This is a genomic window from Caballeronia sp. 11_S32 (genome assembly GCF_056930355.1).
Map to the genome: position 1 here is coordinate 223,936 of NZ_JBXOWH010000005.1, position 16,343 is coordinate 240,278.

The following is a 16,343-nucleotide window of genomic DNA, read 5'->3' on the forward strand; positions in this document are numbered from 1 at the left end:
ATCCACTGAATGACTCGATCTATCGGAATTTGATATGAAAAGTGAGCGCGGGCAGGGTCTTATGAAGAAGGTTGATCTTTGTGTGGGTGGCGTCCTTCTATACATATTGGGCGCAATTCGCAAGAAGAGGAGCGTACCGTCCGATTACTCGACGGTAGGGATCTTTGCGTTCGCAGCGATAGGCGACTCGATTCTATCGTCGTTTTTGATAGCCGAAGTAAAAAGGCTTGCAAATGTCTCGAAGGTAATCGTATTTGCTTCAAAAAGTAATGCCGGTATATATGACCTGTTCAAGGGATTCGATGAAATTTCGATCGTTCCGGTGACAAACCCGTTCCAGGCCGTTCGTCTGGTGAGGCAGTTCAAGGTCGATGTGCTGATCGATACTTCACAGTGGCCCAGAATATCTGCGATATTGGCGGCTTTCACGCGCTCGAAATTTACTATCGGATTCAAGACACGTCAGCAATTTCGTCACTATGCCTATGACGCATGTGTTGAGCACAACAGTAATGTGCACGAGGTTGACAATTTCAGGAAGTTATTGAATCCGTTGGGGGTGCAGTCGCGGGAGTATCCTCGGATAACCAAAGACGTTCAAGCAACGGGGGCGTCACAGATTACGGGCGACAAATATATCGTTTTTCATCCGTGGGCTGCGGGCACTAATAGCGCCATGCGCGAGTGGCCCATCACATATTGGTGCAACCTCGCTCGCACATTGATCGAGAGAGGCTATGTAATTGTAATTACCGGAGGTCCTGGCGATTCTGATCGCGCCGAGGAATTGAGGAAGTTAATTGGAGGCGAGAACGTAATAAACGCCGCAGCCAAGTTTGGATTTTCCGGCGTCGCCGAGCTAATCAGTCGGGCGGCTTGCGTAATCTGCGTGAACACCGGAATCATGCATTTGTCCGCCATGCTGGATACGCCCATGATCAGTTTGCACGGTCCCACGAATCCCTCGCGATGGGGACCCGTGTCCAAGGAAAGAGGTGTTCTCGCGGTGTCGGAAAGAGAAGGGGGGATGTATCTAAACTTGGGATTCGAGTATCCGAAAAAGCCGAAGTATCTGATGGACAAGATTAGCGTTGATGCGGTCGTCAACGCTCTGCGTGACGAGTATTCCATTATCTAGTGGGTATCCGTTGGGGGTTCGATATGTCAAATATATTTCTGGCTAATCTGGACGAGCACGCAGCGGTAATTTCCAGGCTGGCGAGTCTGAACGACGAGATCTGGGCGGCTGTCGACGTCATTGCGAATTCCATGCGCTCAGGCGGGAAGTTGATGCTGTGCGGAAACGGGGGTTCGGCGGCAGATAGCCAGCACCTGGCGGCCGAATTCACCGGGCGGTTCATCAAGGATCGCCGGCCACTTCCGGCGATGGCACTTTCCACGGACACTTCCGCGCTCACCTGCATCAGCAATGACTATTCATACGATGATGTCTTCAGCAGACAGGTCGTTGCACTGGGACGCAAGGGCGATAGCCTGATCGGCATTTCAACCTCGGGAAATTCAGCGAATGTATTGCGCGCGGTGGAGTCGGCAAGAGAAATGGGCATTCGTACCATTGGTCTGCTCGGCCGTGAGGGCGGGAAGTTGGCGAAGCTCTGCGACACGAGCATTATCGTGCCGTCTTCCGTCACCGCGCGTATCCAGGAAGCACACATCCTCATCGGCCACACGATTTGCGGCGCCGTGGAAGTGGCGCTCGGACTAGCGAACTCTTTGGAGCAGCCATGAACATGCTGGAGACAGGGAATCACCCGCCGTTCCTTGCGCTACCTGATTTTTCGCGAGCCCGTGTCCTGGTAGTCGGCGATGTTATGCTCGACCGATACTGGCACGGACCGGCGCTTCGTCTTTCACCGGAGGCGCCTGTCCCCGTGGTCCATGTCCAAATGGAAGAGACGCGGATCGGCGGTGCTGGCAACGTCGCGTTGAACGCAGCGGTCCTCGGCGCACATACTCGTCTTCTTGGTCTTGCAGGAGAGGACATTCATGCCGATCAGCTCGAACAGATGCTGATCGCCGGGGGCGTCGAATGTTTGGTGCAGCGCGTGAAGGGCAGTAGAACCATAACAAAACTTCGCATTCTTTCGCGCCATCAACAGCTGATAAGAGCGGATTTCGAAGATCAATTTCTTAACTGGAATTTCGCCGAGCTGCAGCTTGCCTTTGAGCGACAGTTAAGCGGCGTCGACGCGGTCATTCTGTCGGACTATTCAAAAGGTGCTTTGCGCCGGTCATCGGATCTCATTTCGGCCGCTCGCGAGGCTGGGAAGCCTGTAATCGTCGACCCAAAAGGAACGGATTTCGAACGCTACCGCGGCGCTACCATCATTACGCCGAATCTGTCGGAGTTCGAGGCGGTAGTCGGGCGTTGCGAGAACGAAGCCGATATTGAACGCAAGGGTGAAGTACTCCGCGACACGCTCGACCTTGAAGCAGTGCTCGTAACTCGCAGCGAAAACGGGATGACATTGCTCGCTCGCGATCACGCACCACTGCATTTGCCGACGCGCGCGCGCGAAGTGTATGACGTGACGGGGGCGGGCGACACGGTCGTCGCGACGCTCAGCGCTGCGCTGGGTGCCGGTGTTTCGCTTCCGGAGTGCGTCGCACTTGCGAATCTTGCGGCGGGTGTTGTCGTGACCAAATTGGGCACCGCCACAGTCAGTCCCGTCGAGCTTCAGCAAGCGCTCAACTATGAGGCGGCGTTCGCGGCCGGAGGCATTTTCGAAGAAGACGGTTTGCTCTGTCAGGTAAGCGGCGCTCGAACAAGAGGTGAGCGTATCGTAATGACGAATGGGTATTTCGACACTCTTCATCCCGGACACATCGATGCCCTGGAGAAAGCGCGCGCGTTGGGCGACAAGCTGATCGTGGCCGTCAATGACGACGCTTCCATCCAACGTCGCAAAGGGGTACGGCGTCCGGTCAATCCGCTCTCGACGCGCATGCGCATGGTTTCGGCGCTCTCGTGCGTCGACTGGGTGGTCCCGTTATCCGAGGACACACCCGAACGGCTCGTTTCGCGGCTCATGCCGGACGTGCTGGTCATGGGAGGGGACTAGGTCGTGTTCCAGCTTGCACGCTCGATCCAACGATGCGGGCTGGCGATGCAGCCATGAGAGCGCTGTCGGCGAGCTTGTCGTAGCGACGCTTGGTCTTTCGGTTAGGCCGAAGTTCGAGTAGCCGCTGGGGGGAGCTCGTCCACTTGTGCCCGTCACTTATCACGAGGGCAGCGGTTTGTCGACAGCATGTGCGGGAGACGTGTAGGAAACCGAATGAACTAATGATGGGTTTTGGTAGATCGGCATCGTCCGCCGAAGACGCGACGGATAACGCAGCTTCGATAAGCGACCGCGCTGAATCAATCGTGCTTACCTCGCCCGTGGCTTCAAAACTGTGGTTTGTAGCCCCTCCAATTACCGCTTTGCCGGAGATGGCGCAGATATAGCGGGATACCGGTCAGGTTCGCAGCAAGCCATGAAACGGAGGCGTCGTCCGGAATTTCGAACGCCTTGAGCCGGAACGGATCGGTGCGCTCATCGTTCCAGCCAACGTCGCACGTGCGTCCAGTCTTATACCCCGCGTCTTTTAGCGCCGCGATCTCGCGCGGTCCGTAGTTCCCGTTGGTATAGGCGAAGTGCTCGCACGGCCCGCCGATCAGTTCCTCAACTTCGCGCTTCGAACCAGCGATCTCGTCAAAGCATTCCCGGTCGTCGCAGCGTGTCAGGATCGGATGAAACCTCGTATGCGATTGAAAGTCGACATAGGGGCGCATCGCTTCGAGTTGCGCAGTGCTAAGGCCGCTGATGTATTCTGGATTCGCGTCGCCGTCCTGGCGATACCCCCGGGCGCCGAGCTCGGAGAGTCGTTCCTGATTCGTCAGCCTCTTCAGGCGCTCGCAATCAGCGCCTCTTGTGGAAGGGTCCAGCCACCAGTACGAGCGAGGGTGCCCAACGATGCTGCTACAAAGATAGATCGTGGGCTTTACGTCATGCTTGATCAAGACGGGCAGCAACTGTTCATTACGCGCGTGACCGTCATCGAACGTCAATACCGCTCTCGGCCGCCCGCGCCCCGGCGTGTTGGCCTGGTCCATTGGAATGACGTCGCAAATCGTTTTTAGATACTCCAGATGTTTGTCGAGGAGGGCGGGATCGGGGTCGTGATAGAGGAGGAACGCCACACGATCGCGCCAGAGAAAAGAGCGGATCGCCTTGGCGATTCCGCCATAAACCACGATGTGCGCAAAGGACTCTCTCAACAACGTTTTCGCTTTCATCGTTCACTCACACCGGTTGAAAGATCCAACACGATTCGCACAGCAAGCACCGGGCTCCGCTGAGCCGAATCGTGTTGTGATTGGAATTTCTGCCGCCAGCTTCGACCACCTGATTTGAAAGATCCCATGCTGCGGCCAACCTAGCGGGCATATGCCGGCATGGTCCTCTACGCGTAGTACCGCTTCGATTCCGCCAGCGCACTGCTTCCAGTGTTATGAGCGGGCATCGCGCTTTCATCACCGATCCGCATGACGGAGGCAAGCCGTGCCGCGTAATGACGAGGCGAATAGTCGCTGATGTGATACTCGCGTCCCGGCTGCGACAGATGTTCGACGAGTTGTGACATCGCTGCTCGGAGACTGGACGGATCGCTCCGAAACATGATCTTGTTGCCGACCTCGTTGCCGAAGGTAGACAGACTGCCCACATCGTGAACTAGCGCGGGAAGACCGAGCGAGGCGGCCTCGATGATCGCAAGCGGTGCATTCTCGGCGCACAACGAGGGCAGCACGAGCGCGTCCGCGGATGCGCGCAATCGAGCAAAGAGATCGTCCTGCGCGAGCCGGCCGAAGAAGACTAGCTGGCCACTTGCGATGAGCGATGCGAACCGTTGCTCGATCGCGGCGCGATCCGGGCCGTCGCCATATACCTCGAGCCGCTCGATATGCGCGAAGCCGGCCGCTTGCGCGAGTTCGATGAACTGCACCAGCCCTTTCTCCGGTGCGACACGTCCTACGAATGCCAGATTGACGCGCGGTGATGTGCTCACCTTGAGTGGCATTGGCGGCAAATCGACTGCCGACGGATTGGACACCATCACGGTATTGACGATGCCGCGACGGCGCAACGCCTGCTGCATGAATGGGCTAGGGCACAGAACCGCATCGAACACGCGCTCTGGCTTGATCAACGCGCGCATTGCATGCCAATAGCATTTTTTCAGGGCGTCATGAATCAGCCCCTTCTTGCTCGCCCGCAAGCGGAAGGTCCGCAGGGTATTCAATGCGTCGAGCGGCACCGTGTAAGCGCCATCTTTTGTGTAGTACTGCAACATCGGGTTGTAGTAGACAACGTGATAGTCGTGGCAGGTCATATACGTCGAATAGCCCATTTCTCGCTTGTACCGGGCAATGACGCCGAGCACCGATGCCGACAACACGTTGTGATAGTTGTGGACCATCACGCGATGCGGCCTGAAATCCTTGATGGCCTCCTCCAGTGCTTTCGCCGCAGCACGGTTCCACGCTGGCGACGCAGGCGCGTGCGGATCCAGAGAACTATTGTCGAAGCATTTGACATCAACACCGGGCATCGCCCTCAACGACTCAACGGATTGGCGATAGACCTCCTCGGCCCCGCCTTTTTGCACGAAATCGTTGACAACCAACACTCTGCACTCTTGCATGCCTGTCTCCTCGACGTACGGCTCTTTCCGTACAGCGCATCACGCGCGACGGGCGAACATACTTGTCGTTCGCGAGAAAGATTTTCGTTATGACCCGGAGTACGTATAGACCAACTACCACCAGGGAGGCAAAGCAGACTTTCGCGTCGCACGAAGGCTGCGACGTGCTCCATACCGATAGTAATAGTTTGGTCCATCACCAGCAACAACGATATTAAGCACGACATTGCTTCTTTCTGATGCACGAGAAATCGGTCATCTCAGACAATATCGCTGTGACCTGCGTTCATTAGCCAAGCATCAAAAAGTGGCCTGTGGCATGAGCAATCGAAACCATTCCGCCGTTGTGGCGGAATCGTCGAACCCGTCCCTTGTTTCTTATCGGTAGGCCGCAAAGCAAGATTGGATCGAAGTAGAAAGACATCGTTTGCGCTTCCGAAGATATCAAGCTACGATGGTCTATCGTCCGTTGTAATGCGCCATGCCCGCAACCTTGCTTGCAGTAGAGGATCAGCATGAGCAGCATCTTTTCCAGGCACCGGTTCTTCGCTTGCAGGCATTGCCAGAGGCTGGTCACATCCGACGCTGAGGTATGCCCGCATTGCGATATGGTTCTTGGCCCAGAGAACCAGGTTAGAGCCGTAGCAAACACGCGGTTCGGTTGGTATCGCCCGGACGATGTTCCTGTTGCTGCCAGCGAGCGCGGCGTTTTGAGAAGAGGCTTCCTGGCCTCTGCCGTGGGTATAGTATTCCTTCTTATTCTCGCAACGGGCAAGATCATTTTCGTGGCGGTAGGGGAGCGCGACGAAACGATACCGGTGTCGCCAGCGTACAGTGATCGAAATTCGCTGGACATCAATGGAAGCTCTGGCGAGGATGGCCCGAGGGCGGCGCCCAATATCAGCCAGGCAGTGGATCCGCCGGATGCCGTACCCGACGAAGGCACGGTTGAGTCGCAAGCGCTCCATATTGAGGCCCGTACGCCAGCAAGCGAAGCCGCTTCGACTGCTCACACCCGCGATATGGAGTTGACTCTTGCGAGATCGTGCGCCAGCGTTGGTGCGTGGGCATGCGTTCGGGACCATGCGAGCAAAGCGCTTGCGCTTGATGGTCAACACGCGGAATCGCAGGCCCTGCTGGAACAAGCGATCATGCGATCCGGGTGGAGGGTTAGCACGCCGGCAACGACGCAATCACGCCAAACACCAACGACGCACGGCCCCGCCACACAATAAACCTGTCAAAGTGTGCAAGCCCACATACTAAGTAACGAATCGGCCGAATGATCCACTGGTTGAACACGGTCGCCACGTCTCCCTGCAGGACTTCATCATTCTCGTGCCGTGCATCGCTCGGTACCTCGACCAATCCGATGCAGCGCGCGAATTCCCTGCGCGAGTTGCAGTTCTTCATGGACAGTCCGATCGGCAATGAATACAGGTACTTCATCACTCATCGACCGGTACTTTGCCGTGTGGGCGTTTGCCATGCCCATTACGTCAGTGGTGGTCCTGCCTTCGGTTCCGGGCAGCACCGCTGGCTATCTCATGTGCTTTTTGTCACTGCCGGTGGCGCTTGCGTGCGCCGGGACGGATCGTAGTCGCTACGTAAGTTTCCTGCTCGTCGCCGGTTTTGCGTGGGCGGCGATGTTTCTAGGTTCGCAGCTGGCGAACGCGATGGCGCCTTACTACCCGAATTTCACAAAGGTAGTCATGATCGACGAGACGGATCTGTGGACATTTATCTTAAGAAAGAGCTTATTCACGCAGTCCATTTATCTCCTCGCGGTTGTGCTTTATGGCGCCTATGTGTACATCTTCTTCAAGCCCTCGTGGGAGCAGTGGCTGCTTGCATCGGCCACCGTGCTTGCTCTATACGGAATGTATGAGTTCGCATACTTTTGCGTGATGGGCAAGCCAGGCGATTTTCTTACGAATCGCGCGTTTGGTGCCGATTTTCAGCACAGCGGGGGAACCGCAGAAGAAGGCAATGTCATTGGAAGTCTCTTCCAGTCGGTCACGATTCATGGCTTTGAGATGCCGCGGCTCAAGAGTCTTACGGGCGAACCGTCGATGTATGCCGCGTCCATGCTTCCCTTCTGGATCTACTTCAACGCGACATCGAAAACACGCTGGCCTGTCTGGATCATCGGAGCGTCGCTCGTCATGAGCACGTCATCCACAGCTTTCATTGGATTCTGCGTCTATGCGATTATCCGCCTCAGTAAGCTTCGCTTTAACCCGGTAAAGGTCATACTCGGCATTCTGCTACTGTGCGTGGCGGCGTATGCGACAAGGAACTACATTGCCGACCTGTTCCAGCAGATCATCATCGACAAAATAGACGGCAGCAATGTATCAGGGGCCGAGCGATCTGATCTTTTCCGCGCGTCGCTTGATCTATGGATGGACGGATCGCTCGCCAATCAGCTGTTCGGGATCGGCTTCGGCTACATAAGATCGACGGATTTGCTCTCCACGATGCTTGTGAACACGGGGTTGATTGGAACGGTCTTCCTAAGCCTGCTCTTGTTGTACCCGGCCTTCAGGCTGGAATCGGATGTGAGGGGGACGGCGCTACGTCAGTGTTGTGTCGCGACGTGGGTGATGTTAATGGTGTCCGTTCCTGAGTTTGCCTATCTCGCGCCTTGGACCTTCGTTGCAATCGCCTATTCGCGGTTGCGACAGCAGCGGTTCAAGAGGGCTTACCAGAATCAGCAGATCGATGCCCAGTTGACGTAGCCCCTCGACCGGAGCAGGTGGAACTCAAGCCGACAACACGCTTTCGCTTGTCAAGGCATCTGATTCTTCGCGATGAAACTTCTAACGGTCTCGAAAAGAGGCTTACGGGTCTTGCCATCGTCCTTGATCAAACCATAGTTTCCGTCACCTCCAAAGCGGAGGTCGTCATAGAGTTCGTAAAGAACCACGCTCTGGATGCCGTAGGTCTTTGCGTTGGCCACATAGCCGGCGAGTGCGTCTTTCCCTGTCAGGTAGGATCCAGCATCTCCATCCCTGTAGTCCGGTCGCACACCGAATTCGGTGATCCAGATTGGCTTGCGGTAAGCTTCGCGAAGGTGTTCTAAAACATTGGTGCGCGCATCTCCTGCGGCCGTTATCGAACCCATATCCGAATACCAATGCCAAGCGGTGATGTCCCAATTGACGACAGGGTGTCCGCGAGTGCCGTCCGGCTGTGAGCCCTCTTGCAGCATGTCGGAGAAGCCGTAATGTATCCAGCCTAGTGCAGTGAGCACGATCTTGGCCGAGGGATCGATCTCCTTTACCCCCGCAATCATGCCGAGGATTGATCCTCGCGCTTTCTTGAACTTCGTGTTGTCGTAGTCACCAGGTGCGCTGCCGTCGGCGCCGGGGTGAATGACGTCGGTTTCGAGCTCGTTACCTACTTGGTAATAGGTAACGAGCCCTTTAAGTATCGTGGCAGCGGTACGACCAAGACTGTAGCCGTCCGCGTATGCGGCCGCCTCATCTTTATGGTCCTGAGGGATCAGCGCCAACACCGCGAGTACACCAATGCATTGCGGCTGGGCCGCCCTGGCGAGCTCAGACACCGTTCGTGCGCCTTCCGCATCGCTAATGTCTTGTCTGTATAGGGTCGCACCGAGTTCGCGCAGTTGCGAAACCTGGAGATCGAAGCTGCTTTCTGAATAGGCGCCGCCTTGCTGCACGTGACCGTTTATTCCATAAAAAATCCCTGTCGTTCTCGTTCCGCAGGCGATCTGGGGTGGTGACGGCAAGGTAGCGTTGGCATTTTCCAGTGCCCCTTGTGCGGCATCGTGGGCGCCGTGTGGAACTTTGGAACGGGAATGATCAGCATATAGCGCTATTCCAAGCCACACTCCTGCGCCCATCAGAATGGCCGCAATGATCAAGGTTCGTCTGGACATATCGCTAACACTTGTCGAAGCTGAGTGAAGGAGCGTTCGATAAGAATAACGTCAAGCAATGACAGCAGTATGAGACGTTCGAACCATGATCGAAAGGAAGTCTACTGTATCGTGCGCGTGTACTCCGCAGGGTATCCATAGCTTCGCCAATTACTTGACCGCATGGGTATCGCGTTAAACACCGATCCGAGAAGATTGCCTCCCGCACGCTGCAGCTTCCTCACGGTGTCCGATATCTCGTCTTCGCTTTGCATCCCGGAGCGAAGGACGAGGATCGTCGCGCCGGCCTGCCGCGCCATGATCGCCGCATCGGTTAACACCAGGATCGGCGGCGTGTCGACCAACACGACATCGAACTGCTCGCTGAGCTCGTTAAGGGTTTTCTTGCACTCAGGCATCATCAAGAGTTCAGACGGATTACTCGGATAGGAGCCGCACGACATGAACGACAAGCCGGGCACGCCAACCGATCGGATGGCATCAGACAGGTGCATGGTGCCCCCGAGAACGTCGGCAAGGCCCCCCGGATTCGATTGCCTGAAAAAGGAAGCGAGATTGCCGCGTCGCATGTCCGCGTCAACAAGGAGAACACGCAAACGGATTTCGGCCAGGAGCACCGCGAGGTTGGCCGCGACAAAACTCTTTCCCGCCGAAGGGCTTGGACCGGTCAACATGGCGATATTGATTCGTCTTTGCGCCAGTTCCTCACACACCTCCGTACGCACCGCTCGGAGTGCCTCGACTGCGGGTTCATTCGGAAATCTCAATGCAAGGAGTCGCGCGCGCTCCCGTACCATTTCGGGCGTAACGCCGGATCCTTCAGACTGTCTGTCTCGACGGTAGTCGGGTAGGGCACCAGGCTTGATCAAACTCGTCGAGCCAGCGGATGCCTGCGATGACACATGCCGCATCGTTGTGGTTGCAATCTCCTGATCCAGTTGAGCCTGTCTATGGCTGAACAGCACTTCACCGATCACCGGCACGCTCAAGCGACGCTCCACGAAGAAGGGATCGGTGACACCGGTCATTACGTGACGACGCAGAAAGATGAGCAACATGCCGCCTAAAAAGCCGAGTCCGCCGCCCGCTCCAATGATAAGAAGGCGATTCGGCTTGATGGGCTTGTATTGGCGCAAAGCCTTGTCCACGATCTGGGCGCCGCCGCTCGTGCTGGCACGTCGCACGGAAAGCTCCTCGGCCTTGTTGACCATGCTGAGATAGATCGCTTCGGCGACTTTTGCGTCCCGCGTAAGCTCTGCGCTGCGCCGCTCTGACGTGGGCATCCTGCCGAATCGTGTATCGAATGCGCTACTTGCTTTCTGCAACTGCGAAATCTGCTTATCGACGTTTTGCACTTGCGGGCTATTCGCCGTGAAGAGCTGCATCAACTGCGTCCGCTGCAATTGCAAGCTGGCGAGCCGCTGCTGAAGTTCCAGGCTGCCTTGAAGATAAGCCTGCGCTTCGGCCGTGGGATGCAGCGATTGCGACGATGACTGGTAGCTGCTTAGAGCCTCCTCTGAACGCCTCAGGTCAGCGGTCAGGCGAGGTAACTCCTGGCGGATGAATTCAAGGGTGTTCGTGTCGTTGAGTTGCTGTCTCTTCACTGCCGTCGCAATGTACTGCTCTGCCAGGGCATTGGCCACTTCCGCTGTCAGTATCGGGTGAGACGAGGTGAAGGAGATCTGGACGATACCTGTATCCTTCGTCACCTCCGCGACCCGAATTTGGCGTCGCATCGTTTCGATCGCATCGAACGTGTTGTGGTGGACCACCTTGAATTGAGTCCCGGGTCTGGCGACGATCTCGTTGATCGTTATCGAAACGCCATCCGCGGACTTGGCTTGTGTTCCGACAGCGCCGCGCAGCAAGATCTCTCCATCCGGATCGCGCAGTTCATAACTTCCCTTGTCTAAAACCGTCAGTTCCAGCGGCTTTTCCTCCAGAGACGGAGGCACATAAAGCGAGCTTACTCGTAGTTTTTCGCCGCCCCATGCAAACGAATCCATCCCGAGCCACGGCGATGAGGGATGGCCTGGCTTTGCCATCAGATCTGCCACGCGACCCAATATCGGAAATGTGTGGGGCTTCACCTCGATGTCAAACCCGAAGCGTCCGATCACGGGTTCGAGCACGGTACGACTTTGCATCACGGCGATTTCCGCCGCGGTGGCTTGATGTCCCGATTGCTGCTGCTGCTGTTGTACTGTATTTGTCTGACTCGAGATGCCGAGTGCGTTCAAGTCGGTCGGATCGACCCGAACTATGGCATCGGCGGAATAGATCGGCGTGGCGAGATACGCGTAGGCGGTGGCCAGCGCGGCCGCGACCGCCACACATGCCAGCAGCGTCCAAACGTGGTCGCGCATCAAAAAAAGCGTGTCGCGCAATGACGAGCCCCCGTCGCCGTTGCCGGCGCGGGAGGAAAATCGAGCATCAACGAAAGGTGAGTTCAAAGTCGCCATCTCCAAGGTCGGGTAGTCAGAAACTTCCGGCCGATACACTCGCACTGGCAAGGCACTTAGGTGTTGGCGCTACGAAAATCCACGTAGACAGGCTGGCTTGCGCTTACTTCCCGGTTGCGCGCGCGGTACTCGCTGGGCGACATGGAGAACTGCTTTCTGAATAATTTCGACATGCGTTCCCCGTTGGTCAGGCCGGTTCGTCGAGCGATCTTGTCAATGGGAAGTTCGCTGTTCTCCAGCAATTGGCAACTGAGCTGCAGGCGCGCGCGCAACAAGTATTGCGTAGGCGTGAGTCCGATCTCCCGCTTGAAAAGCCGCCAGAAATTTCTCTCACTCATCGCGGCAAGTCGCGCGGCGTCGATCACCGAGACCGGATTTCCGCAGTTGCGCTCCAGCCAACGCGCGGATTCTCTTGCCTTCTCGGCCACGGTCGGCGTGCCCAGCTTGCTCAAGATGCTCGATACGTGCTGGTCGTTATTGAACGCGAGACGCTCGGCCACCGACGACGCTACATCGTAGCCAATATCTCGCTTGAGCAGCGCCAGCGAATGCACCAGGGCATCGCTGCGCTCAGTCTGAGGGCGGCTGGAATCTCTGCGCGCCGAGATGTCGCGCTCCAGGGACGTCCAGTTGTTGAATAACAAGCCGGCGGCTGTCAACAGCTCGTGCCCGTTGCCCAACGCGTTGATCACTGTGCCCTGGGAACCTGCGACTTTCAACAGATTGATGAGTCGGTCGTCGGCCGAAGCCCGCGCGGCGCCCGATCCGCCGGCGACATAGAGCGCATCGAAGTCATGTAATGGCTGGGCACCCAGGCGTTCTGTAAACACGCACACGGAGGACGAGCAGGCAACCATGCCACCACGCGCGGATACCAAACAAACGTTATAAGTCAGGCTCCTTCCGCCGATGGACTCTTGCAATTCGTTTGCCATATGGAGGGCCTCTGTCATCGTACCGGTTGCGGTGAGAGAGAAGCCGTCGTATAAAACGATGCCTATGCGCTTAACAACGTTCCCGGCGGATCGTTTAGCGTCACTGCTGGGCTCTGCATTGCAGGCGTAGATGGCGCGAGACATGGCCGTGATTCCTCAAAGGTTCATATCATTGATTAAATGCCCTTTGCACAGACTTGGCACTGCGTAATATGTCACGGGGAAACTGAACGTTTTTGCTGTACCTTCATGATGGCAGGAATCAATTACAATTCTGCGATCTTGAAACGGTACGACATTATTAAGTTCATATCGACGCGCTTGTTGAATAAGGCGGCGTTCTGACGATGTGTCCGGTGAACCTACGATCTAACTGAAGCCAATGAGAGGTCTGCGGACAGCCATACTCACTGGGAAAACGAACGTTTGTAAAGTAAGGTTCTAAATGAAAGTGAATCGATAGTATTCAAATATCATGACCAGCGCGAATGTGCGATCGCAAAAGCTATCGATGGTCTCGATACTGCATGGCCGAATCTCGAAGAACTGTGGGGAACCGCACACTAACCCTTCTTGAAATAATCGGGTCAGTAAGTTTTGCATCGTTATGACGGAAGATCGCCCTCGGTCCCGAGCGATGTCAATGAGGGCGGGATACAAGCCGCGGCGCCACATCGTCAAGCATACCGCCTCGCAAACGTTTTCTTCTCTCCCGCTTTGTGAAAACCTTGGCACTTGTTCCTAGGGATTTCCCGAATGACTTAAGGTGCCTGTTCTGCGGCCGAGAGGGCGATGAGTTTTCCTTCAAAATTGGCCACCATCTATTGCGGTAGAAGCGTTGTTGTGGCTTTCGTACCCGTTGTTTAAGAGCAGTTCGGTAATCGCATGCCGTGAAAAGCAGAAAAAGGGGTAGCAGGTTTCGCGAGTGCGTTTCGGGTCAATGATGCTCTCGAGATCGTTCGTCATGACCGGGGAACGAATACGCGTGGCAGGATTGGCCAAGGTGTTGGCCAGAAAATTTTTTTTCGTGGCGTATCCTATGGGCCATGGAGAGGCGTTCCATAACCGACGCACGCCCATGTCGAAATCCCTCGGTGAGAAGGTTCCTTTCATACGGCGTGACCGATTTCCGCTGGCTATCTGTAATCCGTGACGAGACGTGGAACAAGCGCCGAGGCGTAGGAAAGCATGGGCAACGGCCCGTCGCGATGCGCCTGACGACATACGGGTTTCTGTAGGAAAACTACAAATACATGTTGCAAGATTGCCCGACGGAGCGCCCACATGCGGTTTGAAAGTGACTTGTTGCGAGACACGGATCCGCTGCTCAGCATTGTGGTGGCGGCCTACAACATCGAGGGATATATCGAGGAAGCGCTCGAGTCCCTCCTGTCCCAGCCATACATAGACGCGATGAGGATCATCGTCGTCGATGACGGTTCTCGCGACGAGACCTACGCCGCAGCGCGCGCTATCGTCGAGCGCGATCGGGGCGTGCACATCGAATTGATACGTCAGGAGAACGGCGGGCTGAGCGCCGCGCGCAATACCGGACTCACAGCCGTGCGCACGCCTTATGTCGGCTTTCTCGACGGTGACGACATCTATCTCGAAGGCTTCACGGAGGCGGTCATGCCGGTCCTCGCCGAGCGCAGATGGGATGTGGTCGAATACAACGTCAAGATCATCGACGACGATGGGCGCGAGCTCGATGAACTCGATCTGATCGGCAATGCTTCAAATGGCGGCCAGCCGATGAGCCAGGCGGCGCTGCAGCAGTTCGCCGACGTGTTTCAAACCTTCGTGTGGGCGCGCGTCTATCGCACCGATCTGTTCGATCCCGCGCCGTTTCCGGTGGGACGACACTACGAGGATGCGGCCGTCGTGCCCTCGACTTATCTTCGTGCGGACAGCATTTATCGTATTGCCACGCCATTGATCGGCTATCGTCGGCGCTTCGGCAGCATCACGCAGAGGGCCTTGGTGAAGGACATCCATGATCTCCGGGCGAGTGGCAAGGAAGCGCTCGCGCGCTGCGACGGCGGCAACATGGACGGCTTCTGGTTCACCATTTTCGACAAGCTGTTTGGTCGTGCGTGTCATGTCTGCGCGCGAGTCGATCGTGGGTCTTTCAAGGCAGCGTTGGAGGCCCTGTCGGAGATGGCGATCGATCATCGCCGAGCGCGCGCAAGGGTCGCGGAGCGCAGCGGACAAGGAGTCGTCGAACTCGCGCCGTTCGATCTGAAGGTGCGCACGGACCGGTCGATCTTCTTTCTAAAAAGCCTCGTGAAAAGGGCATTGAGGCGAAAACTGGATCACCGCCAGCGCGAGCGCCGCTGCAGTGCTTCGAATCAATTGAGTGGATGAGGGCAGCGAATCAATGACGTCTCCTTCGATGGGACAAGTAGAAATGTTCAGAGATCCGATGAGACTTGTTCTAGCCTTATTTACGATTGCTTTCTGGGTCGCGGTCGCGCTTGCACTGTTGGCGGTGGCCGACATGCTTCGATCCGGCTCGCGAGACGATTCGGTGTCGCGTCGCAACCGTGACGACGAGCCGGCGCGTCGCCGAGGCTTCGTCGACGTGGCCATGAAATCCAGGCGCCGCATTGCGTCTCTTCGCTCTACTTCTTCAGATCGCTCGTCCAACTATCCGGATTGAGGGACTAGCGTTGTCCCATGTCTGATGCCGGCATCCGGTAATCCTCAACGCGTCTTGTCTCTGTCTCGCCAAGGCTATAGCCGAGGCCATCACGCTGCTTGCTCCTGCTTAGCGGCGGCCCATTTCCACCATCACAAAAATCACGCGACGCGGGTGTATCGAATGCTTATCCAGCCAACGTCTGGTGGGCTTTCATATCGCGATGAGATGCGTTAGGGAAGCGCTCCGCCTTCCGTGGCCGCGCCACTGTCATCGTCCGTTCTCGGGACGTTGTCGATGCCAGGCTTGATGCGCTGACCAAACCCGATTCGACGCGACGATTTGGCGGAATGCTGCTGAGCATTCTCCGGTTGGCATATCTTGAGCAGGGCTCGCAAGTCCTTTAGCGGGACCGCGACGGCGCGCATGCGCAGGCGTTCGGCCTGATCGACGAGCTTCTGAACGCGCTCGATGGATGTCTCGTGTGATTCCATTCAAAGCTCGTTTGTTGAACACCGGCCCCACTTCCAGGAAATCGGTCCCAAGCGAGAGATTGATTCGTTGACTCGCTCCGCGACAATACGCGCCGTTGTGAACCGAGCTTCGACGAGCGTTTCGAGTCGCTGTGGCCCGCGACGCGATGACGCGTCGATTCGGCGTGCTCATACTGCGCACCGTCGTTACGCTGACGA

12 protein-coding genes are annotated in these 16,343 nt (G+C 56.6%); 5 read left to right on the forward strand and 7 right to left on the reverse strand.

The window, feature by feature from the left end:
- Positions 1 to 34: 34 nt before the first annotated feature.
- The 3 genes from AC1Z32_RS35640 to hldE are packed head-to-tail and all read left to right on the forward strand — an operon-like array spanning position 35 to position 3,083.
- Positions 35 to 1,138, forward strand: a complete 1,104-nt coding sequence (locus AC1Z32_RS35640; RefSeq protein ID WP_483483565.1) for a glycosyltransferase family 9 protein — start codon at positions 35 to 37, stop codon at positions 1,136 to 1,138.
- Between the two features lie 23 nt (positions 1,139 to 1,161).
- On the forward strand, positions 1,162 to 1,749 hold the full coding sequence (gene gmhA, locus AC1Z32_RS35645) for a D-sedoheptulose 7-phosphate isomerase (protein WP_483483566.1): 588 nt from the start codon (positions 1,162 to 1,164) through the stop codon (positions 1,747 to 1,749).
- On the forward strand, positions 1,746 to 3,083 hold the full coding sequence (hldE, locus tag AC1Z32_RS35650; protein ID WP_483483567.1) for a bifunctional D-glycero-beta-D-manno-heptose-7-phosphate kinase/D-glycero-beta-D-manno-heptose 1-phosphate adenylyltransferase HldE: 1,338 nt from the start codon (positions 1,746 to 1,748) through the stop codon (positions 3,081 to 3,083). The genes gmhA and hldE overlap by 4 nt, the downstream gene beginning before the upstream one ends.
- Before the next feature lie 326 nt (positions 3,084 to 3,409).
- Here the strand turns inward: hldE and AC1Z32_RS35655 are convergent, their stop codons facing one another.
- Positions 3,410 to 4,300, reverse strand: a complete 891-nt coding sequence (locus AC1Z32_RS35655) for a polysaccharide deacetylase family protein (protein WP_483483568.1) — start codon at positions 4,298 to 4,300, stop codon at positions 3,410 to 3,412.
- Between the two features lie 167 nt (positions 4,301 to 4,467).
- Entirely contained in the window at positions 4,468 to 5,706 is a 1,239-nt protein-coding gene (locus AC1Z32_RS35660; protein WP_483483569.1) for a glycosyltransferase, read from the reverse strand.
- Between the two features lie 1,430 nt (positions 5,707 to 7,136).
- Between AC1Z32_RS35660 and AC1Z32_RS35665 the strand changes: the two genes are divergently transcribed.
- Positions 7,137 to 8,447, forward strand: a complete 1,311-nt coding sequence (locus tag AC1Z32_RS35665) for a hypothetical protein (RefSeq protein ID WP_483483570.1) — start codon at positions 7,137 to 7,139, stop codon at positions 8,445 to 8,447.
- 50 nt (positions 8,448 to 8,497) lie between these two features.
- On the opposite strand, the gene AC1Z32_RS35670 is transcribed toward AC1Z32_RS35665, so the two are convergent.
- The 4 genes from AC1Z32_RS35670 to AC1Z32_RS35685 form a co-directional block, all read right to left on the reverse strand.
- Positions 8,498 to 9,613 (reverse strand): glycosyl hydrolase, encoded by a 1,116-nt coding sequence (locus AC1Z32_RS35670; RefSeq protein WP_483483571.1) that lies wholly within the window; start codon positions 9,611 to 9,613, stop codon positions 8,498 to 8,500.
- A 101-nt stretch (positions 9,614 to 9,714) separates the two neighbouring features.
- Complete coding sequence (locus AC1Z32_RS35675) at positions 9,715 to 12,075, reverse strand: polysaccharide biosynthesis tyrosine autokinase (RefSeq protein WP_483483572.1); 2,361 nt, start codon at positions 12,073 to 12,075, stop codon at positions 9,715 to 9,717.
- A 56-nt stretch (positions 12,076 to 12,131) separates the two neighbouring features.
- A complete protein-coding gene (locus AC1Z32_RS35680; RefSeq protein ID WP_483483573.1) occupies positions 12,132 to 13,154 on the reverse strand; it encodes a GlxA family transcriptional regulator in 1,023 nt (340 codons plus the stop codon).
- A 660-nt stretch (positions 13,155 to 13,814) separates the two neighbouring features.
- Positions 13,815 to 14,123: a hypothetical protein gene (locus AC1Z32_RS35685; protein WP_483483574.1), complete on the reverse strand. Its 309-nt coding sequence runs from the start codon at positions 14,121 to 14,123 to the stop codon at positions 13,815 to 13,817.
- 189 nt (positions 14,124 to 14,312) lie between these two features.
- Here AC1Z32_RS35685 and AC1Z32_RS35690 point away from each other — a divergent pair, with 189 nt between their 5' ends.
- The gene (locus tag AC1Z32_RS35690; RefSeq protein ID WP_483483575.1) at positions 14,313 to 15,377 is read left to right on the forward strand and encodes a glycosyltransferase family 2 protein; all 1,065 of its coding nucleotides are present in this window, start codon (positions 14,313 to 14,315) and stop codon (positions 15,375 to 15,377) included.
- 507 nt (positions 15,378 to 15,884) lie between these two features.
- Here the strand turns inward: AC1Z32_RS35690 and AC1Z32_RS35695 are convergent.
- Positions 15,885 to 16,145 (reverse strand): hypothetical protein, encoded by a 261-nt coding sequence (locus tag AC1Z32_RS35695; RefSeq protein WP_483483576.1) that lies wholly within the window; start codon positions 16,143 to 16,145, stop codon positions 15,885 to 15,887.
- Positions 16,146 to 16,343: the final 198 nt, after the last annotated feature.

Bases quoted from the DNA above. Each gene is read 5' to 3' on its own strand.
- AC1Z32_RS35640 (WP_483483565.1), top strand. From the start codon at position 35: ATGAAAAGTGAGCGCGGGCAGGGTCTTATGAAGAAGGTTGATCTTTGT.
- gmhA (WP_483483566.1), top strand. From the start codon at position 1,162: ATGTCAAATATATTTCTGGCTAATCTGGACGAGCACGCAGCGGTAATT.
- hldE (WP_483483567.1), top strand. From the start codon at position 1,746: ATGAACATGCTGGAGACAGGGAATCACCCGCCGTTCCTTGCGCTACCT.
- AC1Z32_RS35655 (WP_483483568.1), bottom strand. From the start codon at position 4,300: ATGAAAGCGAAAACGTTGTTGAGAGAGTCCTTTGCGCACATCGTGGTT.
- AC1Z32_RS35660 (WP_483483569.1), bottom strand. From the start codon at position 5,706: ATGCAAGAGTGCAGAGTGTTGGTTGTCAACGATTTCGTGCAAAAAGGC.
- AC1Z32_RS35665 (WP_483483570.1), top strand. From the start codon at position 7,137: ATGAATACAGGTACTTCATCACTCATCGACCGGTACTTTGCCGTGTGG.
- AC1Z32_RS35670 (WP_483483571.1), bottom strand. From the start codon at position 9,613: ATGTCCAGACGAACCTTGATCATTGCGGCCATTCTGATGGGCGCAGGA.
- AC1Z32_RS35675 (WP_483483572.1), bottom strand. From the start codon at position 12,075: ATGGCGACTTTGAACTCACCTTTCGTTGATGCTCGATTTTCCTCCCGC.
- AC1Z32_RS35680 (WP_483483573.1), bottom strand. From the start codon at position 13,154: ATGTCTCGCGCCATCTACGCCTGCAATGCAGAGCCCAGCAGTGACGCT.
- AC1Z32_RS35685 (WP_483483574.1), bottom strand. From the start codon at position 14,123: ATGAAAGGAACCTTCTCACCGAGGGATTTCGACATGGGCGTGCGTCGG.
- AC1Z32_RS35695 (WP_483483576.1), bottom strand. From the start codon at position 16,145: ATGGAATCACACGAGACATCCATCGAGCGCGTTCAGAAGCTCGTCGAT.